The following is a 26,166-nucleotide window of genomic DNA, read 5'->3' as shown; positions in this document are numbered from 1 at the left end:
CCGTACCCGCTCTGGCTCCAGCTGCATGAAGGTAGAGGATGCCGAACAGGACTGGGACGCTCCTGATGTCGTGATCCGGCAGGCGGGTGAGGACGCGGAATATATCCAGATCGACAGGCCGTTCGCGAGTGTCGGCAAGGTCGATGTCATGGCCGTGCTCACCGAGATCGGGGCCACGGGAACCATCGGCGGGCTCGTCGTCTTGGACGAGCAGATCATGCCTCGACACGTGATGCGGTTGAGCGAGGCCCTTGAACTCGACGAGGACTACGACAATGCCCTCAAATACGAGATCCCGTTAGCGGAAGTCATCGACGCGGCCCGCAAGCTCGGCCGGCGGCTCGCCGGGCACGACAGCGACTGGACCTGAACGCCACAACATACGGCGGGCGGGCGTATTCGGCCGACGTCGGCATGGGCGTAGCCAGGTGGTTCAGAGAAGGGGCGGCCGCCCGCGATCGGCCGAGTCGCTGTGGTGGCCGGGAAAAAGCTGATTCCGGTAAGCGGCCCGGCCGGGCGCGTCCGAGCCGGGCGCTCAACGGTCCGGCCCGTCTACGTGACGCCCGCCCGGCGAGCGTCTCCGGCCGGTTCACGCACAGCCTCGATCCCCAACTCGGGCAGGTCATTGGCGCGGAACGGGTGTTCGGAAAACGACCGTTCAACGAACGACCGCCGGTTCGGTGGCCGCAGGAGCGGTGTGACTCGCGGCGGAAAGAGGCGGTGTTTCCGCGGTGCTAATTGGCGGCGATACTCCGCGGTCCGGTTACCTACCGAAACGTTGCCTGGTGCGGCGATGTATGCGTGCCGGCGCGACTCAGAGGTGTCGAGTCCCCCACTGCACGAGCTTCTCGACAGGAATGTTCCATGCCCGCACCGCGGAGTTGGGGACGAACGCCGTGATTTCTGGAATTCCCTCGAGCTCCGGGACAGTGGCGAGGAAGTGGAGGTATCTGCCATCTTCGAGCCGGATCCAGAAGGGTTGCTCCTGCCAGTCGGGGAGAGGTTCGGACAACCACCATTCGGGCTCATCGGCGAGCCACGGTTTCAGCCGATCCTCGACTTGGGTGAAAGAGACTCCTGTGAGCCAGTCTCGCTGCGGCTGATCCATGACGTAACCGTCGATCACGGAGAAGCAGAGAACCGGCCAGTCTTCGAACTCGCTTTCCCGGCACTGCTCGGCCAGCCCATGTATGCCGAAATCATGCGCCTCGCGATTCGGATTGCCTGCAACCAAGCTGACGTAGCCAGCGTCGATAGTCTGGCCGTCGGCGCCGAACGCACCCAAGGCAGCCTCCACCGCTGCGACGAACCTGTTGTACTCGTCGAGTGTGAAGTATCCACACCAGCCAGGGACTGAATCGCGCCGGGCGGGTGGGTCCACGCGCGCGGCTTCCCAGCAGATAGCAAGGGTTTCCCGCAGCTGGGCGGCGGATTTCCGCAGGGTGCCCCGTTCTCGATCTCGGACCAGTTGATGCAGAAAGAACTCTAGGATCAATCCGTTCGCGAACTCCGCCGGAGCGTTGGGGCGGATGACCGGGGCGCAGTAGGGGTTGAGGTCGTCATCCGCACGATCCTGATAACCCCAGCGGGCCGGCGCGACACGCAACAGGACTTCACCGATGTATCGCAGCGTACCGGTGGTCAACTCCGCGTTGTCCTCGATACCGATGGCCGCCTGGTCCGGATAGCGCGCGAGCACGACCGGTTCCAGCGCGTCCAGGGAGTCGAGGGTGAAGTCGAAAGGAAAGTCCGCGGGCAGGTAGGAACGGCGCCACTGCTGCAGCGCACTTCCCATGCCGGCCAGCCATCTGTCCAGAAAGACGCACGCCGACTCGGTCATGTTCTTGCGGTCCTCGGCCATGTACGCCTCGGTTCGGTCATCCGCATGCACGATGTCCATCCTCGCGTACTGCTGGCGGGCTCCCACCTTTGAGTAGCGTGCTCGATCCCTGACCCCGAACGTCGGTCGATACACCGACCGTGCCTGGCGATCCGCTGGTATCCGGTTCAGCGGTGAAGCGGATCCAAACCGGTTACCCCGCCGGCGTTGTCACTACGTCAGCTCGACGAGGCGATCGGGGCGTTCATCACCACCATAACCGGCGCGTCCACGCCGAAATCGGTGTCACTCCACAGGATTGCTGGGTCGCAGAAGGTCGGCTGCCACGCATGCCCGAGGGTCTCGAACAGCTCGATCTGCTGCTGGTGCGGGCCGCCACGGCACGTCTCATGCACCGTGACGGCATCCACTTCCAGGGTCTGCGCTACCTGCATCCCGCCCTCGCCGCCTACGTCCGCGAATCGGTCACCGTCCGCTACGACCCGCGCGACATCACCGAGATCCGGGTCTTCCACAAAAACCGGTACCTGTGCAAGGCCGTCAGCCCCGACCGCACCAGCGACACCATCGGGCTCAAAGACATTCAAGGCGCCTGCCGCCCCTACCGCCACCGGATCCGCGACCAGATCAACGAACGCATCACCGTGGTCACCGACTACCTGCCCGCACCCGAGCGCCCACCGGTGCCACCGAAACCGGCGAAACCTCCTCCAGCACCGCCGCCACGGTGGCGGTACGGCGCCCGGAGACCGGAATCGATATCACCAGCCGGTGCGGTCGTTCCCCGCGCGCGTCGAGGATCTCGAGCAGGGCACCGGTGACCGCGGCGAGGACGACATCGTTGACAGTGCCCCCGAACCGGTGTGCGGTGGCGGCCACCTCGTTCAGCGCCACAGCGGTCGCTGCCAGCCTGCGGCGGTGTGTGGTGGGCCGGATCAGCGAGATCTGTTCGGCCGGACGCAGTAAGGGCGCCCCGAACGTCAATTCCCGCAGTCCCGCCCAGCCACGCCGGAGATCGGCCGCAAGCGAGCCGATCGCGTGCAGCTTCGCCAGTGTCGCGTCCACCGCAAGTCCCCGGATGCTTGGCGCCGGGCGGGGAAACCGCGCGACGGCTGCGTGGTTGCCTTCGTCGGCCAGGGCAGTCAGGACGGCCAGACTGCCGAGGCCGTCCGCGAGCACGTGATGCAGGACGACGACGAGTGCGGCATGGCCGGTTCCGGTCACCGAATATGCCTGCCACAGTGGAAGGTCGGGTGCGAATGGACGGCACAGCAGGTCGGCGGCGACATCGAACAGTGCCCGGCGAGTGCCTGGTTGCGGCCACCGCAGGTGTGTCAGATGCCGGTCCACCGAGAACGTCGGATCGTCGACCCAGATCGGTCGGCCGCAGCCGAAAGGGGTGCGGCGCAGCGCCTGTCGCAGCCGCGGGACGTGCGGGACACGTTCGTGCAGCAACGCGCGGATGTCGGCCGGAGTCGGCCCCGCACCATCGAAGATCAGAATTGCGCCGAGGTTCATCGGCACCGAGGCATGGTCCGCCGCCAGCACCGTCAGGTCCGCCGGCCCGGCTCGATCGATCCGGCCTCGGCGTGAACTGTCAGCGTGCGATCGGAATCCGCTGGCTCGCAACGACTGCCGGTCGATATCCATTCATCCCCGTGTTTCCGCATCCGTAGCGATCGTGCGCAACGTGGCCCGCATTATGTGCGCCACGAACGGGCGGATCAACCACCAGTACCGCAGAAATCGCCGCCGCGATACGGGATCGGTGGTGACGGTGCGAACCTCGTAGCCGAGCAGGCTGGCATGCTCGCCATAACTCGTGACGGTGAAGTTCGCCGCGATCTTCCCCCATCCCGGCTCGGTGAAGCCGGCGAAGTCCGCCCGTGGTACGTCGCGCCATTCGATATCCGGCCGCCAGAACTTGCCGACCGCACCGAACGCGATCTCACGTCCCGGTATCTCGCCGAGCAGCAGCCACCCCGGCAGCTCGACCCCCTCACCCACCACCAGTCGCTGCGGAGTGGGGACCACCCGGCCGCTCCAGCGAGCCGGCAGTCCCCGAATCCACATCGAGACCGTCGTCAGCGGCGTACGCACGCTCAGTAAATCCAGACCGCGTGCAGCCTGATAGGTCGCAGGCGGATCAGCGTGCACCACCCGATGCTCGATCAGGGCGGCATCGAAGGCCGGCACCGCGGACTCGATGAGCATGGGGCCGACACCGGATCCCGTCGTCATAGATCCATCATCGGCACAGCTCCGCAGCCGCCCCAGGGCCGAAGGTAACCCCGCCCCGAGACCTTGGGAGGAGATATTCGACCGATCCGGCACGCTCGACGACACCCTCGTCGCTTCGGTGCGCGCAGTGATATCCACGCGCAGATCATCAACCCCAGCGCGCACCTGCTGGCGATCGCCCGAACTGCCGAGTGAGCGCAGGCGGTGGCGACGAGACCTCCACGGCGAGATCCCGTGATCGTAAAGCGCTCGCCGCGAACGGTTTCCGGATCAGCGGTGGGCGTCGAGTACCTCTCGCAACCGCTGTGCGAATGCCTCGGGCTGTCCCGCGTAGCCGGCGTCGCCGCCGACGAAACCGCTGTGATGGCTGGGGAATACGGTGGGCTGTTGTCCGAGGAGGGCGGCTGTCGCTGCCGCGGTGCGGCCGGTCAGCACGTTCCCCGTCTCCTCGCCGACGGCGATGAGGACGCGGGTGGGGGCCTCCGTCAGTGCGGCGACGTCGGGCCGGTAGCCGCTGACCGCCCAGGACCGATCCGAGACCAGCGGATCGTCGCGAGAGCCGTCGTCCTCGGTGGGCATTCCGAACTGCGCCGGATCGGGGGTGGGCAGGGCGAAGAAGTCCTCGGTGAATTCGCCCTCCCACGACGCCATCGCGATGAATGCCGCCATACCGGCTCCGAATCCCTTGGCCTCGTACGCATCTCGCACGCCGATCTGTGCCCGGCGGGCCGCTTCCGCGTCGGGCAGCGCCGGCAGGATCGGCGGTTCGTGCGCGACCAGTGTGGTCACATCGCCGGGGTGGGCGGCCACCAGGGCCAGGGCGGTCACGGCTCCGCCGCTACTGGCGAAGATCTCCACCGGGCCGCCGATGTGCTCGATGAGCGCGTGCAGATCCTCGGCCTGCACGACGGGCGAATTGTCGGTCCGCCCGTCCTTGCGCACGCTGCGCCCCAGCCCGCGCGGGTCGTAGGTGATCACGGTGCGGTCGGGGAAATAGGAGGCCAGGGCGGCGAAACCGTCGGCCGTCATCGGCTGGCCGACCATGAGCAGCGGCGCCCGGCCGTCGGCGGTGGGCAGCGGACCGCGGACGTCGTAGGTGAGATCGGCCTCGGGGGTGCTGAGGATTTCTGTCTGCATGCTCCTAGGACGAGGCGGGCGCCGGAAATTCATCGGTCACCGCCCCCAGTGTCGCGGCGAACAGTTCGGTCACGCGCTGCCAGGAATCGGCCGCTGCCGCAGGGTCGTGCACCGGACGTCCGGGGAAGAAGTAGGCGTGCTGCGCACCGGGGTAGACGACCAGTTCGTAGTCCGCCCCCGCCTGGGCGAGTGCGGCGTCGATGGCCGCGCGCTGCTCGGCGTCGATCACATGGTCGCGCTCGGCGAGCAGGAGCAGCAGCCGGGTGCCGCGTTCAGCGATCGACGAGGTGTGGGCGAGCAGCGGATCCGGGATGCTCAACGCGGTACCGGCGACCGGCAGCCAGCCGGGGTAGAAGATCGCCGCGGCATCCAGATCCAGCCTGGTCGCGGCGAAGTAGGTGATATGCCCGCCGAGGCTGAAACCGAGCGCGCCGGTGGTTTCGCCGCCCTCACCCTGTTCGCGGGCGAAGGCCACGGCCGCGCGCAGATCCGCCTCCACGCCGTCGCGGGTGAGCGTGCCGAGCAGTTCGAAGGCCCGCGCCCGGTTCTCGTCGGATTCGGCCAGTCCGGCGGCGGTCTCCGGTCCGCACCGGTGATACAGATTCGCGACCACCGCCACATATCCCAGCGCGGCCACCCGGTCGACCACTTCCCGCACTTCGGCTGTCAGACCCCACAATTCGGCGCCGACCAGCACCACCGGCAACCGGCCGCCGTGCGCCGGCCGCGCCAGATAGACGGCCATCGGTGAACCGTCCACCTCGACCTCGGCATGCCGGCCCACGATTTCCTCGGTCATTTCAGCCTCCACTGTGCCGCGACCTGCCGATCAGGTTGCGCCCCAAGCATTCTGCCGTAGCCCGGACGCTGTCCCCAGCGATGAACCGGCGACGTGGCCGACCACGCGCTCGACGAGCGACGCGCATAACGGCCGGAAACTGTCCTAATTCTGCGCGAGAATGGGCCGGTGACCGATACGACGCAGCGCCTGCTCACCCTCCTGTCGCTGCTGCAGACACCGCGCGAATGGTCGGGGAGTGAGCTCTCGCAGCGACTGGGCGTCAGTCCCCGGACCGTGCGCCGCGATATCGATCGGCTGCGCGAGCTCGACTATCCGGTGCAGGCGACGATGGGCGTGTACGGCGGGTATCGGCTGGCCGCGGGGACGGCGATGCCGCCGCTGCTGCTCGACGACCACGAGGCGGTGTCCACCGCGATCGGGCTGCGGACCGTCGCCGCGCACGCATTGCCCGGTGCGGACGAGGCGGCGGTGCGAGCGCTGGCCAAACTCGAACAGGTGCTCCCGACCCGGCTGCGGGCCCGCGTGCGTTCGGTGAGCGCGGCCACCGAAACCCTTGCCGCCGAATCGGATTCGCCCGTCGACACCGCCGTGTTGACGGTGCTGGCGGCCGCGATCGGCGGGCGGGAACAACTGCGCTTCGGCTACGTCTCGAACTCCGGTGCGCGGACCCGGCGACTGGTCGACCCGCATCGCCTGGTCGCCGCGGGGCAGCGCTGGTATCTGGTCGCCTTCGATCGCGAGCGCGACGATTGGCGGATCTTCCGGATCGACCGCATCGAGAATCCGCAGCCGATCGGCTTGCGCTGCGAGACACGGGAACTACCCGCCGAGGACGCGGCCACCTACGTTCGTGATTCGTTGTATTCGATGGCGCCGGTGTACCGCGCGGAGGTGACCGTGTTCGCTCCAGCGGCCACCGTCCGCGCCACGGCGGGTGCGCTGGGCGAGATCGAGGACGTTGACGAGCACACCTGCCGGCTGCGCACCGAGGCCGACACCGTGCAATGGCTCGTCGTGCGACTGCTGCGGCTCGGCCACAACTTCCGCGTCGACTCCCCGCCCGAGCTCGCCGACCATGTCCGCGAACTCGGCGCCCGTTTGCAGCGCGCCGCACCCGCGCAATCGGGGGCGAAAAAGCTACGGTGACCGGATATACGCAATTTCTCAGCAAGCTGTACCGGAATACTCGAGGAGAACTGGTTATGCGTCGACTGAGTGTCACCCGTCGTCTCACAGCGGCCGCGGCGGCAGCCGCGGCGGCTGCCGTGGTCTTCGCCGGTCCCGTCGCGGCGGAACCGGCCGCCGTGGACTGGTCCGCGGCGACCGCGCATCTGCGTGCGGCGGCAGCCGGGAATCCGGCGGCCGAACAGGCAATCGACCGCCTGCTCGCCGCGGGACCGACCGTCGAGCAGGCGGCTCTGCCCGCCCAGCCGTTCCAGATTCCCGCCCAATCCGACATCGGGCGCGGCACCGGCCCCGGCGTCTACGGGTCCGGAATCGCGTTCAACTACGACGGTTTCCGCCTCGGCTTCTTCGGCGGCCCGGGCACCATCGCCCCGAATCAGGCCGGGGCGAATCTGCAGGTTGTCTGGTACAACCTGTCGAACGGGCGCAGCGGCACCCAAAGCCTGCTCGAACACAACGACGTGCCGGTGGACACCACCATCCGCACGCCGGTCTTCGATCCGGGGGCGGGCATGGTCGTGGCCGCGGTGTACGGGACGCTCTGGCACCGGTGGCCGGTCCCGGTTTCCGATGCCAACCCGGACGGTTTCCAGTACCAGCTGGGCACCATTTCGGTCCCGTCGTTCGGCGCCTTCTACAACTGAGCGAACGACAGTGCGCGAGACCGGTTCGCAGCGAACCGGTCTCGTCGCCGTTTCAGTGGATGAACGGCAGACAGCTTGCCATCCCGAAGTGCACCAGCAGATATCCGGACGCCGGTACCGCGGCGACGAGAGCCGCGAACAGCGCGAGCGGAATCCCGCGCCCGGCCCGCCGCGTACGCGAGTCGGCGCGCACCAGCCGGTGCACCCGGTCGGCGACGGCGAGTGTGCTGGTGCCCAGCGCGGTATCCGGTAGCAGCGAGCGGATCTCGGCATCGCCGGTCGCTCCCGACAGCGTGAGCAGCGCGGTGAGTACGGCCGTGCGGCTGTGGCGCCCGGCGGCGCGGTCGTCGGCGCACATTTCCAGCAGCTGGGCGATGCGGTCGTCGGCCGCCGCGAACAGCGGAATGCGAGGCAAGGTGGTGGTCAGCGCACGGGTCGACGCGCGGATCAGATGATGCCGCCCGGCCAGATGCGCGTCCTCGTGGGCGAGCACCGCCGCGAGCTGCGGCCGATCCAGCGCGGCCACCGCGGCACTGGTCACCACGACCGTCCCCGGTCGCCCCGCCACACAATAGGCCGCCCGTTGCGGCGCATCGATGACCACCGCCGCGGCCGCACCGGTGTCGTCGTCCAGTCGCCGACCGACGAGCGATGCCGAGCGGGCGTGCCGGGCGCTGCTACGTCCCGCGCGCACCACCGCACCGATCACCCGCACTCCCCGCACCGCGACGAATCCGATCAGCGCGAGCGCCGAGATCAGCGCCGCGAACTGCGCGACCGGACCGTGGCTGCCGTCGGCGGTCGCGTGCACGGCCACCACACAGTCGTCGAACAGGTGGGCCATCGGCAGATCCCAGGTGTGGGCGACCTGCACGGCCAGAGCCACCGCCGCGGCCGTCCACGCGCCGAGCACGGCGGCGATCGCGGTCAGCCAGGCCAGCACCCCGAGCGCGGGGACGCTGCCGTGCGCGGTGAGCCGGGTCAGGATCGGCGGGCCGAGAACGCAGACCAGTGCCGAGTAACCCAGCAGGCACAGCGCGAGGGTCACTCGGCGACCTCGGTGCCCGGCTGCTCGGTATGGGCATTGCGGGTTTTCGCGCGGCGCAACACCTTGCGCAGTGCGGCGGTGTCGTCGTCGGAGATCTGCTCGACGAAATGGGCGAGCACCAGATCGGAGCGACCGCCGCCGAGCGCCTCGCGCATCAACTGGGCGCTGTACTGTTCGCGGCTCAGGCGCGCTCGATAGCGATAGGCCTTACCCTCGCGTTCGCGTTCCAGCCAGCCCTTGCGATGCAGATTGTCCATGGTGGTCATGACCGTGGTGTAGGCGATTTCCCGGCTGCGCAGCAGATCCTCGAACACGGTCCGCACGGTGATGGTGTCGGGAGCGGACCAGATGCGGTCCATCACCACCGCCTCCAGATCCCCGAAACGATGTGCCATCGCACCTCTCCACCATCGACTACGTACCGGGATAGTACCCATTCCCAGCCCCCGGGAACGGCTGTGGCCCCGCCGCAACGACGGGGCCACAGGGTGGGAGAGCCGATTTCAGGAAGCGGCCGGAGCAGGTGCGTTGAGGGTGTTGTACATCTGCACCGCGCTCGCGATACCGACCGGGACGCCGAGGATGGCGGCGCCGATCAGCGGTCCGACGGTGGCACCGAGTCCGGCGCCGACCAGGCAGCCGGCCGGGGCGCTGCCGAGGAAGAACTCCGGCACCAGAGCCAGGCCGATCGTCGCGCCGAGCACACAGCCGGTGATGCCGCCCACCGCGCCGCCGGCGAGGCTGCCGATACCGGTCGCCAGCCCGAACTGGGTGGCGGCCACGCTCAGGGCGGAGTTGAACTCGTCCTGGGTGTAGATCGGCTGGGCGGAGGTGACCGGTTGTTCGACGGCGGCCGGCTGGGGCGCCGGCTGCTGTGCGGCCGCCTGCTGGGTCTCCGGCAGCGAGGCGGGTGCGGTGGCGGCCTGTTCGGCCTTGGGCGAGGTGGCCAGGGCGGTACCGGCGACCAGGGCGCCGCTGCCGTCCTTGACCTGGAACTGGGTGCCCACCGTGGTGAGCGAACCCAGTCCGGTCTGAATGCTGACCGAGCCGTCCTGCGTGTTGCTGGTGTAGCGCACGCCCGGAAGGATTTCGGTGGTCAGTGTGAACGGGTCGGCGGCGATCGGTGCGCCGGCGGCGGGGGCCGCGGGCGTGCCGGTGGCGGCGTTCGCAGTGGTGGCGGTGGTGGCTACGGCACCGGTCACCATCAGAGCTATGGTCGCGCCGGAGACCAAACGGGTGGTCTTGTTCATCGGATCCTCATCGTGGTCGATCGGATAAGGCGGCGAGCGATCGGGAATTCCAGAGGGAGAATTGCCGAATTATCCGCTGCCGGTGCGAAATCCGGATTATCCGGACCGCGCGAACCGAGATTAACGAGTACCGAACCCGCGTAAAGGTACGACGCGAAAACGTTTACGGTTGAGAAATGTTGCTAACCAAGCGGATACAGCTGCGTAATAAGCATTTAACGTGAGAACCGAATGGGCCGAGCGGTTTCCGGACATCGTCGTGGCCATTCGACTATGTACGTACGCATTTAGTAGAGGATCGTACGTATCCGTCGGCGACAGTAGCAATCTTCGAGCGATCCGAAGAATCACAGGGGCGGGACCGGTAGCGGTCTCGCCCCTGTGGCAGCCGAAACGTCGTTCAGCTCGGTGTGATCCGGAACAGTCCGGTCGTGGTGCCCTGGTACTGCACGCGGCCCGGTGCGATCGTGCCGACCATCTGCAGGGTGTCGTGCACGGTGCTGGTGCCGATCAATCGGCTGGAATTCTCCGTGCCGGTTTCCGCGTCGATCACGACGAGGTGATAGGTGTCGATCACCGCTCCGGCGCTGCCGGTATCGATGCCGGCGATCTGATTCTTGCGGGCGACCGTGTAGATCTTGCCGTCCGCCAGGGAAAGCCGGGGGACCGCAGCGGATTTCACATCACTGGTCCATTTCCGGGTGCACCCGTTACCGTCGGCATTCACATCGATGCGGACCATACCGCCGGTGAAGTCGGCTTTGTCCGGCTCGCTCGGACCGGCGTTGTCCGGCAGCGCCGGATACGGATAGCCGTAGGTGCTCGCCACGAAGACGCTGTTACCCGAGCCGATCGGCGAGTTCTCGGTGCCGTCCACCGCGGGCATCGAGCAGACCGCGCGGCCGGTGCGGGTGTCGTAGACGAGCAGATTCTCCTGCGGTACCGCATTGTCGGTGATCGCCAGATAATCGGTACCGTCGCGCGGGCCGAAGAAGGTCGGACTGGCCCCGCTGCCCCAGCTGAGCTGCCCGGGTTTGCGCGCCGGGCCGCGATCGTAGGGCTGGCGCCACACCTGGTGTGGAGCACCCGAGGCGTCCGCGGTGAACAGGTAGGTGGCGTGATCGGTGGTGACCGCGGTGCCTTCCGGGGCGGTCGAGATGCTGTTGTCGACATGTTCGCCGGGCAGTGTGACCGATTGCGCGGCACCGGTTTTCGGGTCGACCGCACCCACCGCGCCGTTGGCGGTGGCGAACCACACCCGGCCGTCGCGATCGGGCATCAGCGAGGCGACGCTGTCGCAGCCGTTCCCACCGCAGTGACCGGTCACCGCGGCGCCGAGGGGAGTCGAGGAGTCGATCGCCAGTTTCCAGCCGTTGCCCTCCTTCGTATGCGCGACCCGCACCAGATTGTCGTCACCGTCGACCATGACCATGCGATCGGCATTGTCCAGATAGGCGTAGACCCCGCCGAGCAGACCGCCCTTGGGCAGTGACAGCGACGTGAGCGGCTGACCGCTGTGCGGGTCGAGCAGGAATATCTTGGGCGAACGGTCGGTGACGGTGGTGCACAACGCCTGCGGCATGCCGTCGGCGCCCTGCAGAATGGTCGGGCACGCGGCGGCCAGTTCCCGGAACTGCGCGTTCACCGCGCCGGTACCGACACCCGGCAGCGGAGTGCTGTCGGAGGACTCGGCATCGCCGTGCATGGTGGCGGTGCCGACCGGCCCGAGATACGGATCGACCGGAGGGGGTGGGCCGAACGCGGCGTTCGCGGTTCCCGCGCCGATGGTCAGTATCGCCGCCGCGGCGGCAGCGATCGAGGTGATCGCGCCCTCGGTAAAGCCCTTACGTCGCACAAGCACTCCTCGATATGATTATTCGTATCGAATGATTCAATTATTCGTATCGCGACAGGTTAGGAGACCCCGTGCCGACTGGCAACACCGGACGGGCCGAAAGCTCGCCGCCGACCCGGCGGGTGGTGTCGGTGGTGGAACTGCTCGCCGCGCACGACGGTGCGCTGACCTCGGCGGAGATCGCCGACACGCTGGGGTTGAGTCGCTCCACCATGGGAGCGATTCTGGGCACCCTGGAGGAAACCGGTTGGGTGCGGCGGCTTCCCGACCTCGGCTACGAACCCGGTCCCGCGTTGCTCGTGCTGGGCGGACGGTTGCGGGATCGCCTGCGCGATCACGACCGGGTGGAGGCCGAACTGCGGCGGCTGGCCGAACGGGTGGGCTGCGGCGCCGCGCTCACCTCCATCGCCGGCAGCGAAGTGATCTTCGTCGCGGTGGCCGGCGGGCCCGGGCTGATCCCGGCCGGAATCGAGGCCGGCACCCGGATACCGTTGCGCCCTCCGGCGGGTGCGGCCGTCCTGGCCCACGCCGGCCTGCCCGCGCAGCGCGCGTGGTTGCAGCAGGCGCCGCCCGAGCGCCGGGCCGAATTCGAACAGGTGCTGGAAACCGTTCGCGCCCTGGGATATTGCGCGTGGGGTCTGGACGCGGCCAGCCTGCCCACGCTGCGAGTGCTGGCCGAGGTGGTCGATCATCTGTCCGACCGGCCCGCGGACAAGGAGTTGCGGGAGCGAGTCCTGGCACTGCTGGCCACGATCGGCGGCACAGCGCACAGCCGTGCCGATCTCGACAGCGATCGCGCACTGCCGATCAGCTATCTCGCGGTCCCGGTCTTCGACGGTGAGCGGGTGGTGATGGAGGTCCAGATCGGCCCGCTCAGTGCCGCCGTCGGCGCGGCCGAGCGCGCGGAGTACGTGCGCGAAACCGTCTCCGCCGCACGGAAAATCGCGGCCGCGGGTTAGCGGTTCAGGGCCTGTTCGAATATCGGCCAGGAGCGGTGCAGATCCTCCTGCCAGTAGCCCCAGGAGTGGGTGCCGTTCGCGCGCAGGTCGAAGGTCGCGGGAATGTTCAACTGCGTCAGCCGGTCCCGCAGCGCGATCGAGCAATTGTGAGTGGCGGCCTCGAGCACTCCGCCGTAGACCAGCTGCTCGATGAGTTTGCGGGTGTTGCCGTGGATTCCGGGCCCGTCCGGATTGTCGAGGGGACCGGGAATTCCGTTGCCGGTCGAAACGTAGATCGCCAGCCCGCGCAGCCGGTCCGCGTTGACGTACGGGTCGTGGGCCGCCCACAGCGGATCGTCGGGCGCACCCCACAGATTCAGCGGATCACCGTGCCACCGCAGCACCACGCCGTCGACGAACGCCTGCCCCAGTGGATCGCTGGTGCGCGCGCAGCCACTGTAGGAGCCGACCGCCCGGTAGAGCTGGGGCGCGGCCAGGGCCAGCTGGAAGACGGAGGTGCCGGCCATGGAGATGCCGGCCACCGCGTTCGCGCCGGAGCCGTGAAAGGCCGAATCGATGATCGGCGGCAGCTCCGTGGTGAGGAAACTCGACCACTTCTGCCGGCCGAGCACGGGATCGTCGGCGCGCCAATCGGCGAAATAGCTGCCGTTGCCGCCCATCGGCGTCACCACCGTGACCTGTTTGCCGCGGAAGAAGTCGACGATATCGGTCTGTTCCGGCCAGCTGCTTGCCTCCGAACCACCGCTGGCGCCGTTGAGCAGATACAGCACCGGCGCCGGGGTCGAACCGTCCGGCGCCCGAAGGACTTTCACCTCGATCGCGCGATTCATCGCCGCGGAGTGCACGCGCAGATCCAGCATGCCGTCGGATTCCTGCTCGACACCGAGCAAATGCGCGCCGTCCGCGGCGGGTTCGGCGGCGGCGGTGAGCGCGGCGACGCTCACCGGGGTGGGTGGCGGGTCGTCGGCCACCGCGGGTGTCGCGCACAGCGCCGCGGTCAGCACCGACGCCAGCAGGGCGGTGGGCAGTGAGCGGCGAATCATCCGCCTACCTCTCTCGTTCCGTCGGGTCCGGACGGCGGTCAAGGTAGGCCCGCGAAGGTCACGGTCGCAAGGTGTTCCGCCGACTGTTGGGACCGGCGGCCTATCGGACTCGACCGGATCTGGGGAAGGTCACAAACTTCCACAGCGATGGTTGGCGGATGGGCGCGGGTGCCGTTGACTCGGTCCGCGTGATTCGGCGGCGCGGCCGGCGCCGGCGGGTCGTCACATCTGGACGAAACGAGGGTTTCCATGGTCGGTTTCGGCTTCTTCGACGATTGGCATCCGCAGCCCGGCAGACTCATCGCCTGGGCACCCACTGCGCAGTCGCGTGCGGCGGTCCTGGCCGCCCCGGAACATCCGGTCGGCCCGTCGTACCAGCAGCGCGAATATCTGCGCGCGGCATATCGCCAGCGCGACAGCGGATCTCGCGCATCCCGGCTGTGCATGATCGCCTTCGACTTTCCCGGCGTGCTGGACCGGGACGCCATGACCCGGACGATCACCGCGTTCGCCCGCCGCCACGACACGTTCTGGAGCTGGTTCTCCTGTGAACCCGGTGAGCGGATCGCGCGCCACGTCGCCGACCCGGCCGATATCGACTTCGAGCCGTGCGACTACGGCGAGATCACCGACAGCGATGCTGTCCGCGACCATGTGCAGCGGCATGCGCGCGATGTATTCGATTGGGACTGTTTCGGTTTCGGCGTCATCGACCGCGGCGACTCGTTCACCGTCTACGCGGCCGTGGACCACCTGCACACCGACGGTGTGGGACAGGCGCTGTCGTGTGTTGATCTGCTGCTGCTCTACGGCAACGAACTGTCCGGCGGCCAGGTCCCCATCGAACCGGTCGACGGTCATATCGCCTACTGCGAACGGGAACTGAACTACAACGCCGAGCTCACCACCGAATCCGCGCCGGTACAGCGCTGGCTCGAGCTGCTGATCCGCCACGACGGCGCGGTGCCGTCGTTTCCGATGGACCTCGGCGTGGCGCCGGGTGCCGGCGGATTCACCCGCGGCGCGCAGATCACCGTGCCGCTGTTCGAGGAGGCGGAGGCGCTGCGATTCGAGCAAGTGTGCCAGGACTTCGGCGGGAAGTTCCTCGGTGGTGTGTTCGCCGCGATCGCGCTGACCGAACACGAATTGACCGGCAGGGACAAATATTTCGTGTTCACACCGGTCAACACCCGCGCGACTGCGGGGGAGCAGGGTGCGATCGGCTGGTACACCAGCCTGGTGCCGGTCGCGGTAGCGGTACGGCCGGACGAGACGTTCACCTCCCTGGTGGGCCGCGCCCAGGCCCAGGCCGATTCGGCGAAGGAGCTGGCGCAGGTGTGCGTGCACCGGGTGCTGGAACTGGCCGCCGGCGATCCGCGCATCCGCACCCGGCCCGGGTTCTCGGCGCCGATGGTCTCCTACGTCGATGTGCGGCGGATGGCGGGTGCGGAGATGTTCGACCGCATCAACGGCGGGCTGTACGGCAACCGGGCCAGTTCCAGCGAGGTCTACCTGTGGATCAACCGCTTCCCCGACATCACCCAGCTGAGCATGGTGTTCCCGGATACTCCGCGGGCGCACGAGGCGGTGGCGCAATATCTGTCGACCCTGACGACGCTGTGCCGCGACATCGCGCTGACCGGCACCGAACGGGTCGATGCCGCATTACTGTGACCGATCGCGCCCCGAGTCGTAGCGAGACCACCTCGGCCGGAATCGGTTTCACCGATGCCGTCGCGCATCGCGATATGCCTTCCGGCGCGGTGTGGGTCGGCGTGGTAGCGGTGCTCACGGCGGCGGTGCTCGTGGCCCGGTCCGCGCGGTACGACTGGTTCGGCGACGAGTTGTACTTCGTCGCCGCCGGATATCACCCGGCCGCCGGATACGTCGATCAGGGACCGCTGATTCCGCTGCTCGCACGCGCCGCGCACGCTGTCGCGCCCGACTCCCTGACCGTGCTGCGACTGCCGGCCATCCTGGCCGCAGTGGCGGCGATCGTCGTCACCGCGGCGCTCGCGCGGGAGTTCGGCGGCGGCCGCGCCGCGCGGATCCTGGCCGCGATCGGTTATGCCTGCTGCCCCTATGTGGTCACCCAGACCGCCTCGCTGTCGACCTTCGCCCTCGACAGTACGGCCGTCGCCGTTCTCGCCTGGCTGTCGGCACGCTGGGTGCGGACTCGCGCGGACCGGTTGCTGCTGATCGCGGGGGTGGTCGCGGCGATCGATCTGCAGGTGAAACTGCTACTGCCCGTGGTCGTGGGCGCATTCGCCGTCGGCATCGCCTGCTGCGGGCCGCGGGAGATCGTGCGCCGGCCCGCGCTGTGGGCCGCCGCCGGTATCGCGGCCGTGTCGGCGGCACCGGCACTGCTGTGGCAGGAACGCCACGGCTGGCCGCAGCTGGCCATGGGCGCGGTGATCCGCGACGAACAGCAGGCGGCGACAGGCGGGACGGCCGGCTTGCCGGTGCAGCTGGTGACGATGGCCGGAGTGCTGGGTGTGGTGCTGATCGTCTGTGCTGCTTGGGGATTCGCGGGTCGCCGGTTGCGCGATCACCGCTTCCTGGCCGTCGCCGCCTGCGTCATGGCGGTGTTCGTGGCCGCAACCGGCGGGCGTCCCTACTACCTTGCCGGGCTGCTGCCGGTGCTGTTCGCGGCGGGTGCCTGCGTCCTGGTGGAGCGGTTGCCCGTGCGATGGTCGCGGGTCGCGGCCTGCACCGCCGCGGCGTTGTCGATCGTCATCGCCCTGGGGGTGGTGCTGCTGTTGCCATCGGGTGACCCGCCACGGACGGTGACCACGCGGGCCGAATTGTCCACGCGCATGCGGATTTCGGGCACCACCGGCTGGGAAGCTCTCGTCGCGGGCGCGTCGCTGGCCGCCGAACGAGCCGGTCCGGATCACGCCCCTACCGCGATACTGACCCGGACCTATTGGCAGGCCGCGGCGCTGGCTCGTTTCGGGTCGCCGGAACTGCCGCCGGTCTACAGTCCCGATCGCGGTTTCGCGGAGTTCGGCCGCCCACCGCCCGGCACCACCACGATCATCTACGTCGACACCGACACCGCCGAAACACGGTTGCGCCGAACGTTTTCCATCGTCGAACCCCTCGTCCGGCTCGACGATCCGCGTGGGTTCCCCGGTATCGACGCCCACGTGACCATCTGGCGGTGTACCGGGCCGCGCGACACCTGGGCGCGGCTGTGGCCGGAGCTGACGACCGACATTCTGGACCCGGGTATCTGAGGAGATATCGATGACGTATGCCGCGCCCACCGAACCGGCCTGTCCCGCACACGATGTCGGCACGACCGACCTGATCCGGGCCAAAGGCGACCGGACCGTCTCGGTCGTGATCCCGGCCTTGAACGAACGTGACACCATCGCGGGAGTCATCGGTTCGATCCGGGATCTGGTCGGTGGACTCGTCGACGAACTGGTCGTCGTCGACTCCGGCTCGACCGACGACACCATCGCCCGCGCCCGCGCCGCCGGTGCGAGCGCGGTGTATACCCGCGAGCAGGCGCTGCCCGGGGTGCCGGTGCGCACGGGCAAGGGGGAGGTGCTGTGGCGGTCGCTGGCGGTGACGACCGGCGATATCGTCGTGTTCATCGATTCCGACCTGCACGATCCGCACCCGGGCTTCGTGCCCGCGCTGGTGGCGCCGTTGCTGCGGGATCCGGGCATTCAGCTGGTGAAAGGGTTCTACCGGCGCCCGCTCGGCGACGATCCGCTCGGCGACACCGACGGCGGCGGGCGGGTGACCCAGCTGGTGGCCCGGCCGCTGCTGACCGCGCTCGCCCCCGAGGTGGCCGATGTGCGGCAGCCGCTCGGCGGTGAATACGCCGCCACCCGCGCCCTGCTCACCGAGATTCCGTTCGCGCCCGGCTACGGCGTCGAGATCGGCATCCTGCTCGACACCCTGCACCGCTACGGCCGCGCCGCGATCGGTGAGGTCGACCTGGGCGTCCGCATCCACCGCAATCGGCCCACCCACGAACTGGCCGTGATGAGCCGTCAGATCATCGCGACACTGCTCGCGCGCCTCGACATCGCCGATTCGGGGGTGGGGCTGACCCAGTTCCGGCCCGGCGCGACGGGGTGGCGGCGGGTGACGACTCCGGTGTCGGCGGCCGAACGTCCGCCGCTGGCGTCGCTGGTCACCACCAACCCAGCAGCGGGCTCAGCTGCCGGCCGAGTTCGGGGGCCAGCGAACGCGCGTAGCTCGCGGTGAAGTGGTGTTCGTCGTGATAGACGAGGATGTTGCCGACCTCCACCGGGCAGACGTCGCGTTCGCACACGGCGTCGGTGAGGTCGATCGGAAAGACGTTCGGGAAGGCGGCCGACGCGTCCAGGGCCGGATTGACCGGTGAGAGCGCATCGGCGCGGTGCATGCCGCAACTGATCCGATCGCCGTGGCGGGCCAGGCAGTCGATCGCGCGGTAGCGCACACCGTCGCGGCGCAACCACGGGGTGTCGCGGACCGCGATCACCCGGATGCCCTTGTCGGACAGGGCTTTCCACACATCCTGGTAGTCGGTCGGGGTTTCGTCGCCGCCCGCGTCGACCGGACGGGTGCCGGTGGTGAACACCCATTCGGGCCGCTCGTTGCCCAGCAGATCGATCACCTCGTGCGACCAGTCGCGGCAATCGGGATTCGGTTCGCCCTTGTACATCGCGTTCTGATCGAGGGTGAGCGGACAGCCCATCTTCAGGTGCACGAGGATCTTGAAATTGTGCTGTGCCGCCAGCTGCTGCAGTGCCGGCATCCAGTGCTCGGCATGGGAGTTGCCGACCACCGCGAGCGTGTGCGGGGCATCGGCCGCCCCGTAGGTACAGGTGACGACCTCGCGATGATCCCAGTCGGCGATACATCCGTCGACGGTCGGGCTGGGCAGTTCGGCCGGCGCCTCGTACAGCGTCGGCCGCATGCGCGCCTGCGGGACCGACGCGCCGCCGACCAGTGCCTCGGCGCCGGGATACTGCACCGGGTCGAGGGCACCCACCGCACGCGGCGGATGAGTCTGCACGACCGCACTCCAGGTGACCGCCGCGCAGGCGACCACCGCCGCGGTCACCGACAGCGCGACCCCGGCGGTGCGGCGATACCGCGGCCCGAACATCGGTGCGTCCGTCTCCTGCCGGGGGCGCAGGCGCAGCGGCTGCTCGATGTAGCGATGGGTGAGGTAGGCCAGCCCCAGGGAGACGGCGATCACCGCCGCGCCGCCGCTCACCCCGGCGCGGGAGCCGCCGCGTTCGGCGAGCAGGAAGATCAGCAACGGCCAATGCCACAGATACAGCGAATAGGCCAGATCGCCGAGCCGGACCAGCGGCGGCGAGGCCAGGAGCCGGGTGAGCCGCGGCTGGTCCTCGGTCCCGACCCCGGCACCGGCGAGGATCAACGCCACGGCCGCACCGACCGGCAGCAGCGCCGGCGGCCCCGGGAACTGATTCGCGCCGTCGGTGATCCAGCCACCCACAGCGACCACCAGCAGGCCCGCGGCCGCCAGCACCGCCCGTACGACTCGCGGCACGCGCAGCGAGGCGGCGGCCAATGCCAATCCGGCGCCGACCAGCAGTTCCCACGCCCGCGCCGCGCTGTCGTAGTAGTTCCAGCCCTGGTGGGTCGCCGAACCCTGCGCGGCGTAGAGGAACGAGGCGAGGGCGGCGACCACGATCACCGCCGCCAGCGCCGGCCTCATCGCGCGCTCGCGCCCGAGCCGCCGGCACACCCATACCGTGGCGGCCACCACGAGCAGGGCCGCGAGGTAGTACTGCCCCTGCACCGACATCGACCACAGATGTTGCAGCGGGCTCACCGAGGGATCGGCGGCCAGATAGTCCGACCACGTCGTCGCCAGCCGCCAGTTCTGGTAGTAGAGCAGCGAGGCCAGGGTCTGGCCGGCCAGATCACCCCACTGCGTGTACGGCCGCATCGTGACGGTCGCCACGACGACGGCGCCGAGCACCACGACGAGGGCGGGCAGTAGCCGGCGGGCGGTACGCCGCAGGGTAAGGCCGATGCCGACCTCCCCGGATTCGGCCCGGCGCAGCAGCGATCCGGTGAAGAAATAGCCGGACAGCACCAGGAAGATGTCCACCCCACCGGACACCCGGCCGAACCAGATGTGGAACACCACCACCAGCGCGATGGCCAGTCCGCGCAATCCGTCCAGGTCCCGGCGATAGCCCACCGCTAGCGCGTGATCGATGGCCGCCTCCGTCAACGTCGCGGGCATGACGTCGCGGCGGTGTAGACGGGATGAACGGAAGGGGTGCATGACACGACAATTCCCTATCACACCGTCCTTACCCGGGACCAACTCCGCGAGCGTGGCGTGCGGCAAGTCGACGGCCTCTTGTGACCACGGCCAATGCCGCGATACAGTTTGGTCATTCGCCCAAGGCGAACGTCCAAGGAGGTGCGATGGTCACCGCGGAAGAACAAGGCCGCGAGACGCGGGCCCGGCTGATGGACGCCGCGACGCAGCTGATCGCCGAGCGCGGCTGGGGAGCGGTGACGACCAGGCTCGTCGCGGAACGGGCCGGGGTGCGGGCCGGGCTGGTGCACTATCACTTCCGCTCGGTGGACGATCTGCTGATCGACGCGGCGCTGCGAATGATGCGGCGGCTGGCCGGTGACGTCCCCGCGGACCTGCTCGGTGATACTGCGACCGGCATCACCGCCCTGTTGTCGCTGATCGGCGGCTACGACCAGTCGAGCGCCGACACCCGGGTGTTCAGCGAGATGCTGCTCGCCGCCACGCGGCACGAACGGCTGCGCGACGGCCTGGCCGCCGTCCTCGCCGAATTCCGCGCCACGATCGTCGCCCGGCTGCGCGCCGACGGATCCGTCCCCGATCCGGAGGCGACCGCGGTCGTGCTGGTGGCCGCGCTGGACGGCCTGGTGCTGCATAGGCTCATCGATCCGGGACTGCGCGAGCTGGACCTCGCGACGCCGCTGCTGCGGATCGCGGGCGTCCGGGCCGGTCCCGGGCACGAGCGGCCCCGACCCACCGTCGACTAGGAGGAGACCGCCATGGCATTCGCCGAATTCGCCGCAGGGCTGGGTGCGCGTGCGCTGCACACCCGCGCGCTGGTCCGCGCGCCCATCGGGCTGTACCGCGCGGGTCTCGGATTCGTCTTCGGACAACGGCTGCTGATGATGGAACACATCGGTCGCACGAGCGGTGCGAAGCGGCACGTGGTGCTGGAGGTGGTCGACCACCCGGGCCCGCGCGAGTACGTCATCGTGTCCGGCTTCGGCACGCGCGCCCAGTGGTACCGCAACATTCAGGCCGAATCGAAGGTCCGCCTGTGGGTCGGTACCCGCCGCGCGGTGCCGGCGACGGCGACGGCGATGACCGAGGCCGACTCCGCGGCGGCGCTCGCGCACTACGTTCGCGAGCACCCGAAGGCCTGGCAGAATCTGCGCGCCGTGATCGAACGAGCGACCGGAGCGCCGGTCGACACGCTGCCGATGGTCCGGTTGCGGCTGCGGTAGCTCCGACGCGCGGCGGCCGATACGGCGCCGACCCGTCGATATCCCGTAGCGTCGAGGCCGATGCGCAGTCGAGACGAAACGGGGCACCCGATGGACGACCGGATCGAGCAGCTGGCAACACAATTGGATCCGGCGGCCGAACTACGACTCGTCTCCGGCGCCGGAATGTTCCGCATGGCCGGGGATTCCGCGATCGGCCTCGCGGAGATGCCGGTCTCGGACGGGCCGTCGGGTGTGCGCGGTGAGAACTGGGACGAACGCGATCCCTCGATCAGCCTGCCGTCCGGAACCGCGCTGGCCGCCAGCTGGGACCGCGACCTGCTCACCGAGATCGGGGCACTGATCGCGGCGCAGGCCCGCCAGAAGAATGTCTACGCCGTCCTCGGTCCCACCGTGAACCTGCACCGATCACCGCTCGGCGGAAGGCATTTCGAATGCTTCTCCGAGGATCCGATGCTCACCGCGGAGATCGCGGCCGCGTATGTGCGTGCGGTGCAGGCACACGGCGTCGCCGCCTGCCCGAAACATTTCGTGGCCAACGATTCCGAGACCGACCGCTTCACCGTCGACGTCCGCGTCGCCGCGCGCGCACTGCACGAGCTGTACCTGTATCCGTTCGAACGCGCGGTGCAGGCCGGCGCGTGGATGGTGATGGCCGCCTACAACAGCGTCGACGGCACCACCATGACCGAATCGCCCCTGCTGGACGAACCTCTCAAGGGCAGTTGGGGATTCGACGGTGTGGTCGTTTCGGACTGGACCGCCGTGCGCAGTACCGAAGGCGCCGCGCGCGGCACCGACCTGGCCATGCCGGGCCCGTCGCCGCTGTGGGGTTCGGCCCTCGCCGACGCGCTCGCGGCCGGCACCGTGCCGAAGTCCGCGATCGAGGACAAGGTCAGGCGCATCCTGCGTTTCGCCGATCGCGTCGGCGGGTTGGCCCCGCACGAACTCCGGCCGGTGCCGGACTTCACCGCCGAACAGGCCCACGATCTGGTACGCCGCGCCGCCGCGGCCGCGATGGTGCTGGTGCACAACGACGGTGTGCTGCCGCTGCCGCCGCAGACCTCGGTGGCGCTGCTCGGGCCCGCCGCCGCGCAGCCGCGGTACATGGGCGGCGGCAGTGCGACCGTGATCCCCGACCACACCGTCACGCCGGTCGAGGGTCTGTCGGCGGTGCTGCCGGTCACCCACACACCGGGTGTGCGCACCGGCGACGACCTGATTCCCGTGCCGCTGGAGCTCGTCACCGACCCGGCCACCGAGACGCCGGGACTGTGCCTGCGCTATCTCGACGGCGACCGTGTCCTCGACACCCAGCACCGCGCGGCGGGCCGGCTGGTGCTGTTCGGTGATCCGCACGCGGCCGCCGCGTCGGCGATCGAACTGCGCGCGCGGCTGCGCGCCGATGTGGCGGGTGAGTGGCGGCTCGGTGTCGCGGCACTCGGTCGCTGCGTGATGGAACTCGACGGCGCGACCGCGATCGACACCGAAATCGCCTTCGAGGGATCGGATCCCGTTGCCGCGCTGCTGGATCCGCCGCAACGCTTCGTCGCGCGCGAGCTCGCCGCCGGTCAGGAGGTCGACGTCCGGATCACGGTCGGTTCGGGTGTGTCGGCGGCTGCGGGGCTGGGCATGATTCTCGGTGTCGGCCTGGTCGTGGCGCGGCCGGAGCGCGCACCGGAGGAGGAATTCGCCGCGGCGGTCGAGGCCGCGCGCCGGGCCGAGGTGGCCGTGGTGGTCGTCGGCACCACCGAACAGCTGGAGAGCGAGGGGCGCGACCGGACCACGCTGGCGCTGCCCGGCCGCCAGAACGACCTGGTCGCCGCGGTCGCCGCCGTCAATCCGCGCACCGTGGTGGTCGTGAATGCCGGTGCGCCCGTAGAGATGCCGTGGCGCGACGAGGTGGCGGCGGTGCTGCTGTCCTGGTTCCCCGGTCAGGAATTCGGCGCCGCGCTGGCCGATGTGCTGACCGGCGCGGCCGAACCCGGCGGCCGGTTGCCGACCACCTGGCCGAAGGAACTCGCCGATGTGCCGGTCCGTGACACCACCCCGGCCGCCGACGGCACCCTGACCTACGACGAGGGCGTGCACATCGGCTACCGCGCCTGGCTGCGCGCCGGTGTGCAGCCGGCGTACCCGTTCGGCCACGGACTCGGCTACACCATATGGGAACTGAGCGATCTCGCGGTGGACGGCCACGATGTCGAGGTGACCGTGGCCAATATCGGTGAGCGGACCGGAAAGCAGGTCGTGCAGGTCTATCTGTCCCGTGAGGACAGTGCGGTCGAGCGGCCGGTGCGGTGGCTGGCGGCCTTCGCCAGCGTCACCGCCGAGCCAGGTGGGGTGCGCCGCGTGCGAATTCCGCTGCCGCAGCGGGCGTTCCAGCACTGGACGGAGGCGGGTTGGGACACCGAACCCGGGGCCTTCACCGTGCACGTCGGCACCTCGGTGATCGCCCTGCCGCTGACCGCGCCGATCGAGTAACCCGGACAACACGAAATCGGGGCTAGCGTACTGGACGAGTGATCAGTAATCTCCGGTGCACACGGTTGGAGGAGGCGGTCGCAGCGTGGCGGCCGGAATCGAAGGAGCGATCAGTGACGTTTACCCGGCGATCGATGCTGGCCGGCACCGTGACCGCGGCCGTGGCCGCGGGTGTGGGGGCCGCCGCTTCCGCGGGGGCGGCACCGATCCGGGTCACCGGCGACGAGGCGGGATATCTGGTCGGCGCGGGCATCGCCGACGTCACCGGCGCGGTCGCCGGGCAGGGCATGATGGGCTACTCCGAACTCGACCAGGTCGCGACCGGGCTGCTCATGCGCACCTGGGCGCGCGCCTATATCGTGGTCGACCGGGCCAGCGGTGAGCGGGTGGCCTTCGTCAACGCGGATATCGCCTGCCTGTTCCAGTCGGTGCATCTGGCCGTGATGCAGCGCCTGGCACAGCGGTACGGTGCGCTGTACACCGAGCGCAACGTCAACCTCAACGCCACCCATAATCACAATTCGTGCGGCGGCACGGCGCGCGAATACGCGTATTCGCTTGCCGCATACGGCTTTCAGAACAACTCCCATCAGGCCGAAGTGGACGGTATCGTCGCGGCACTGGTCGCGGCGCACGAGAATCTGGCGCCGGGCACACTGTCGCTGGGGCACGGCGAACTGCACGACGCCTCGGCCAACCGCTCCCGGGTGGCCTTCGACCTCAACCCGCCGGACGACAAGGCCGCCTTCCCGAACGCGATCGATCCGCAGGTGACGGTGCTGCGATTGCGGCAGGGCGGCAACGACATCGGCGCGATCACCTGGTTCGCGACGCACGGGACCTCGCTCACCGACGCCAATACGCTGATCTCGGCCGACAACAAGGGCTATGCCAGCTATCGCTGGGAACACGACGAGATGGGGGTGCGCCCGGGCGCCGGAAAGCCCGGTTTCGTGGCGGCGTTCGCGCAGACCAACGCCGGCGATATGACGCCGAACATCGGACTCACGCCGTGGCATCCGTCCGGGCCCACCGAGGACAACCGGCTCAACTGCTCTCTCATCGGCGAGCGTCAATATCGTGCGGGCCGTGCGGCTTTCGACGCGGCGCGGCCGATGCGCAGTGGGGGAGTGGACGCGGCACTGCGCTATCTGAACATGGCCGACATCGCCATCGACGGGTCCTACACTCCCGACGGCAAACCGGCGCGCACCGCGCCCGCCATGATGGGCGCCGCGGCCGCCGCGACCAGTTCGGAGGACAACTGGAAGACCCAGCTGTCGTTCCTGCAGGAAGGCAACGCGGATCCGGTCGTCGCGGCGCTCGGCGGACTGGACGGCCCCGTCGAGCAGTGGATGCGGGATGTACAGGCGCCCAAACTGATCGTGGCGCCGCTGGGTGTGCTGCCGCCGCGCCCGTGGGTGCCGCTGACGGTGCCGATCCAGATTCTGCGGATCGGCGATCTGGTGCTGGCCTCGGGTCCGGCGGAATACACGGTGGTCTCGGGCTTGCGCATCCGGCGGGTGGTGGCGCACGCACTGTCCGTGCCGCTGGAAAACGTGCTGCTGCAAGGGTATTCGAACGGCTACTGCGGCTACGTGACCACGCCGGAGGAATACGCCTCTCAACAGTACGAGGGCGGGGAGACGCTGTACGGTCGCTGGACACTGCCCGCCTATGTGCAGGAATTCGATCGACTGGCCCGCGCCGTGGCCGCGCGCGTCGACCTGGGCCGCGGCCCGGCCCCGCTGGACTGGACGGCGGGCATACAGCCGAATCTGCTGCCGCCGGTACCGGCCGATGCGCCGATGACCGGGCGCACATTCGGTGAGGTGATCACCGCGCCGAAACCCGGCTACGGACACGGCGATACGGTGACGGTCGAGTTCTGCGGCGCCCACCCCGCCAACGATTTCCACACCGGCGGAAGCTATTTCGAGGTGCAGCGCGCCGAGGGCGAGCAATGGCGCGCGGTATTCGACGACGACGACTGGTGCACCGAACTGCACTGGTCACGCCCGCCCGGCCAGCCCGAGGCCTCGCGGGTCGCCATCCACTGGACCGTGCCCGCCGATGCGGAAGCGGGACGCTATCGCATCGAATACCGCGGTGACCGCCGCGACGGCGCCGCGACCGTCCCGTTCACCGGCACGACCGCCGAATTCACCGTGGGCTGAGCGT

General features: G+C 69.0%; 22 protein-coding genes and 1 pseudogene. 12 read left to right on the top strand and 11 right to left on the bottom strand.

Annotated elements, in window-relative coordinates:
• The first annotated feature begins 25 nt into the window (after positions 1–25).
• A complete protein-coding gene (locus C8258_RS19880) occupies positions 26–370 on the top strand; it encodes a hypothetical protein (protein WP_106956492.1) in 345 nt (114 codons plus the stop codon).
• A 444-nt stretch (positions 371–814) separates the two neighbouring features.
• Here the strand turns inward: C8258_RS19880 and C8258_RS19875 are convergent, their stop codons facing one another.
• The gene (locus C8258_RS19875) at positions 815–1,900 is read right to left on the bottom strand and encodes a hypothetical protein (RefSeq protein ID WP_146161282.1); all 1,086 of its coding nucleotides are present in this window, start codon (positions 1,898–1,900) and stop codon (positions 815–817) included.
• 269 nt (positions 1,901–2,169) lie between these two features.
• Between C8258_RS19875 and C8258_RS33675 the strand changes: the two are divergent.
• Positions 2,170–2,316: pseudogene (locus C8258_RS33675) on the top strand (Mu transposase C-terminal domain-containing protein); the annotation flags it as partial.
• A gap of 172 nt (positions 2,317–2,488) precedes the next feature.
• Here C8258_RS33675 and C8258_RS19865 read toward each other — a convergent pair.
• The 4 genes from C8258_RS19865 to C8258_RS19850 form a co-directional block, all read right to left on the bottom strand.
• The gene (locus C8258_RS19865) at positions 2,489–3,490 is read right to left on the bottom strand and encodes a wax ester/triacylglycerol synthase domain-containing protein (protein WP_106956489.1); all 1,002 of its coding nucleotides are present in this window, start codon (positions 3,488–3,490) and stop codon (positions 2,489–2,491) included.
• Entirely contained in the window at positions 3,491–4,081 is a 591-nt protein-coding gene (locus tag C8258_RS19860) for a hypothetical protein (RefSeq protein WP_106956488.1), read from the bottom strand. It lies immediately after the preceding gene.
• A gap of 270 nt (positions 4,082–4,351) precedes the next feature.
• On the bottom strand, positions 4,352–5,218 hold the full coding sequence (locus C8258_RS19855; RefSeq protein ID WP_106956487.1) for an alpha/beta fold hydrolase: 867 nt from the start codon (positions 5,216–5,218) through the stop codon (positions 4,352–4,354).
• Between the two features lie 4 nt (positions 5,219–5,222).
• Complete coding sequence (locus C8258_RS19850) at positions 5,223–6,017, bottom strand: dienelactone hydrolase family protein (RefSeq protein WP_106956486.1); 795 nt, start codon at positions 6,015–6,017, stop codon at positions 5,223–5,225.
• 168 nt (positions 6,018–6,185) lie between these two features.
• Here C8258_RS19850 and C8258_RS19845 point away from each other — a divergent pair, with 168 nt between their 5' ends.
• Positions 6,186–7,166: a YafY family protein gene (locus C8258_RS19845; protein ID WP_106956485.1), complete on the top strand. Its 981-nt coding sequence runs from the start codon at positions 6,186–6,188 to the stop codon at positions 7,164–7,166.
• Between the two features lie 56 nt (positions 7,167–7,222).
• On the top strand, positions 7,223–7,849 hold the full coding sequence (locus C8258_RS19840; protein ID WP_106956484.1) for a hypothetical protein: 627 nt from the start codon (positions 7,223–7,225) through the stop codon (positions 7,847–7,849).
• A gap of 52 nt (positions 7,850–7,901) precedes the next feature.
• Here C8258_RS19840 and C8258_RS19835 read toward each other — a convergent pair whose 3' ends face one another.
• From C8258_RS19835 to C8258_RS19820, 4 genes are all read right to left on the bottom strand, one after another.
• Entirely contained in the window at positions 7,902–8,897 is a 996-nt protein-coding gene (locus C8258_RS19835; RefSeq protein WP_106956483.1) for a M56 family metallopeptidase, read from the bottom strand.
• Positions 8,894–9,292 (bottom strand): BlaI/MecI/CopY family transcriptional regulator, encoded by a 399-nt coding sequence (locus C8258_RS19830; protein ID WP_106956482.1) that lies wholly within the window; start codon positions 9,290–9,292, stop codon positions 8,894–8,896. Before C8258_RS19830 ends, C8258_RS19835 begins: the two co-directional genes overlap by 4 nt.
• 108 nt (positions 9,293–9,400) lie before the next feature.
• Positions 9,401–10,147, bottom strand: a complete 747-nt coding sequence (locus C8258_RS19825) for a hypothetical protein (protein ID WP_106956481.1) — start codon at positions 10,145–10,147, stop codon at positions 9,401–9,403.
• Between the two features lie 400 nt (positions 10,148–10,547).
• On the bottom strand, positions 10,548–12,002 hold the full coding sequence (locus tag C8258_RS19820) for a hypothetical protein (protein ID WP_233225208.1): 1,455 nt from the start codon (positions 12,000–12,002) through the stop codon (positions 10,548–10,550).
• Positions 12,003–12,073: 71 nt separating this feature from the next.
• Between C8258_RS19820 and C8258_RS19815 the strand changes: the two genes are divergently transcribed.
• Positions 12,074–12,961 (top strand): IclR family transcriptional regulator, encoded by an 888-nt coding sequence (locus C8258_RS19815; RefSeq protein WP_106956480.1) that lies wholly within the window; start codon positions 12,074–12,076, stop codon positions 12,959–12,961.
• Here the strand turns inward: C8258_RS19815 and C8258_RS19810 are convergent.
• Complete coding sequence (locus tag C8258_RS19810) at positions 12,958–14,004, bottom strand: alpha/beta hydrolase family protein (protein ID WP_106956479.1); 1,047 nt, start codon at positions 14,002–14,004, stop codon at positions 12,958–12,960. The two genes, C8258_RS19815 and C8258_RS19810, sit on opposite strands and share 4 nt — an antisense overlap.
• A 249-nt stretch (positions 14,005–14,253) precedes the next feature.
• Here C8258_RS19810 and C8258_RS33570 point away from each other — a divergent pair, with 249 nt between their 5' ends.
• From C8258_RS33570 to C8258_RS19795, 3 genes are read left to right on the top strand one after another with little or no spacing between them, the layout of a single operon-like run.
• Complete coding sequence (locus C8258_RS33570) at positions 14,254–15,678, top strand: condensation domain-containing protein (protein WP_106956478.1); 1,425 nt, start codon at positions 14,254–14,256, stop codon at positions 15,676–15,678.
• On the top strand, positions 15,675–17,243 hold the full coding sequence (locus C8258_RS19800; protein WP_106956477.1) for a glycosyltransferase family 39 protein: 1,569 nt from the start codon (positions 15,675–15,677) through the stop codon (positions 17,241–17,243). The genes C8258_RS33570 and C8258_RS19800 overlap by 4 nt, the downstream gene beginning before the upstream one ends.
• A 10-nt stretch (positions 17,244–17,253) precedes the next feature.
• Positions 17,254–18,231, top strand: coding sequence for a glucosyl-3-phosphoglycerate synthase (locus C8258_RS19795; RefSeq protein ID WP_106956476.1), 978 nt, complete (start codon positions 17,254–17,256; stop codon positions 18,229–18,231).
• Here the strand turns inward: C8258_RS19795 and C8258_RS19790 are convergent.
• On the bottom strand, positions 18,158–20,236 hold the full coding sequence (locus C8258_RS19790; protein WP_106956475.1) for an acyltransferase family protein: 2,079 nt from the start codon (positions 20,234–20,236) through the stop codon (positions 18,158–18,160). The genes C8258_RS19795 and C8258_RS19790 overlap by 74 nt on opposite strands.
• A 188-nt stretch (positions 20,237–20,424) precedes the next feature.
• Here C8258_RS19790 and C8258_RS19785 point away from each other — a divergent pair, with 188 nt between their 5' ends.
• The 4 genes from C8258_RS19785 (at position 20,425) to C8258_RS19770 (ending at position 26,162) form a co-directional block, all read left to right on the top strand.
• The gene (locus C8258_RS19785; RefSeq protein ID WP_106956474.1) at positions 20,425–21,024 is read left to right on the top strand and encodes a TetR/AcrR family transcriptional regulator; all 600 of its coding nucleotides are present in this window, start codon (positions 20,425–20,427) and stop codon (positions 21,022–21,024) included.
• Between the two features lie 12 nt (positions 21,025–21,036).
• The gene (locus C8258_RS19780; RefSeq protein WP_106956473.1) at positions 21,037–21,501 is read left to right on the top strand and encodes a nitroreductase family deazaflavin-dependent oxidoreductase; all 465 of its coding nucleotides are present in this window, start codon (positions 21,037–21,039) and stop codon (positions 21,499–21,501) included.
• 60 nt (positions 21,502–21,561) lie between these two features.
• A complete protein-coding gene (locus C8258_RS19775) occupies positions 21,562–23,985 on the top strand; it encodes a glycoside hydrolase family 3 protein (RefSeq protein WP_233225207.1) in 2,424 nt (807 codons plus the stop codon).
• Between the two features lie 113 nt (positions 23,986–24,098).
• Positions 24,099–26,162, top strand: coding sequence for a neutral/alkaline ceramidase (locus C8258_RS19770; RefSeq protein WP_106956471.1), 2,064 nt, complete (start codon positions 24,099–24,101; stop codon positions 26,160–26,162).
• Positions 26,163–26,166 lie beyond the last annotated feature (4 nt).

Source organism: Nocardia sp. MDA0666, from assembly GCF_003023875.1.
Taxonomy (GTDB): Bacteria; Actinomycetota; Actinomycetes; order Mycobacteriales; family Mycobacteriaceae; genus Nocardia; species Nocardia aobensis.
Note: the sequence above shows the minus strand (reverse complement) of the source record. Positions and strands in the feature narration are given on the sequence as shown.

Bases quoted from the DNA above. Each gene is read 5' to 3' on its own strand.
- C8258_RS19880 (WP_106956492.1), top strand. From the start codon at position 26: ATGAAGGTAGAGGATGCCGAACAGGACTGGGACGCTCCTGATGTCGTG.
- C8258_RS19875 (WP_146161282.1), bottom strand. From the start codon at position 1,900: ATGGACATCGTGCATGCGGATGACCGAACCGAGGCGTACATGGCCGAG.
- C8258_RS19865 (WP_106956489.1), bottom strand. From the start codon at position 3,490: ATGGATATCGACCGGCAGTCGTTGCGAGCCAGCGGATTCCGATCGCAC.
- C8258_RS19860 (WP_106956488.1), bottom strand. From the start codon at position 4,081: ATGACGACGGGATCCGGTGTCGGCCCCATGCTCATCGAGTCCGCGGTG.
- C8258_RS19855 (WP_106956487.1), bottom strand. From the start codon at position 5,218: ATGCAGACAGAAATCCTCAGCACCCCCGAGGCCGATCTCACCTACGAC.
- C8258_RS19850 (WP_106956486.1), bottom strand. From the start codon at position 6,017: ATGACCGAGGAAATCGTGGGCCGGCATGCCGAGGTCGAGGTGGACGGT.
- C8258_RS19840 (WP_106956484.1), top strand. From the start codon at position 7,223: ATGCGTCGACTGAGTGTCACCCGTCGTCTCACAGCGGCCGCGGCGGCA.
- C8258_RS19830 (WP_106956482.1), bottom strand. From the start codon at position 9,292: ATGGCACATCGTTTCGGGGATCTGGAGGCGGTGGTGATGGACCGCATC.
- C8258_RS19825 (WP_106956481.1), bottom strand. From the start codon at position 10,147: ATGAACAAGACCACCCGTTTGGTCTCCGGCGCGACCATAGCTCTGATG.
- C8258_RS19810 (WP_106956479.1), bottom strand. From the start codon at position 14,004: ATGATTCGCCGCTCACTGCCCACCGCCCTGCTGGCGTCGGTGCTGACC.
- C8258_RS33570 (WP_106956478.1), top strand. From the start codon at position 14,254: ATGGTCGGTTTCGGCTTCTTCGACGATTGGCATCCGCAGCCCGGCAGA.
- C8258_RS19795 (WP_106956476.1), top strand. From the start codon at position 17,254: ATGACGTATGCCGCGCCCACCGAACCGGCCTGTCCCGCACACGATGTC.
- C8258_RS19790 (WP_106956475.1), bottom strand. From the start codon at position 20,236: ATGCCCGCGACGTTGACGGAGGCGGCCATCGATCACGCGCTAGCGGTG.
- C8258_RS19785 (WP_106956474.1), top strand. From the start codon at position 20,425: ATGGTCACCGCGGAAGAACAAGGCCGCGAGACGCGGGCCCGGCTGATG.
- C8258_RS19780 (WP_106956473.1), top strand. From the start codon at position 21,037: ATGGCATTCGCCGAATTCGCCGCAGGGCTGGGTGCGCGTGCGCTGCAC.
- C8258_RS19775 (WP_233225207.1), top strand. From the start codon at position 21,562: ATGCGCAGTCGAGACGAAACGGGGCACCCGATGGACGACCGGATCGAG.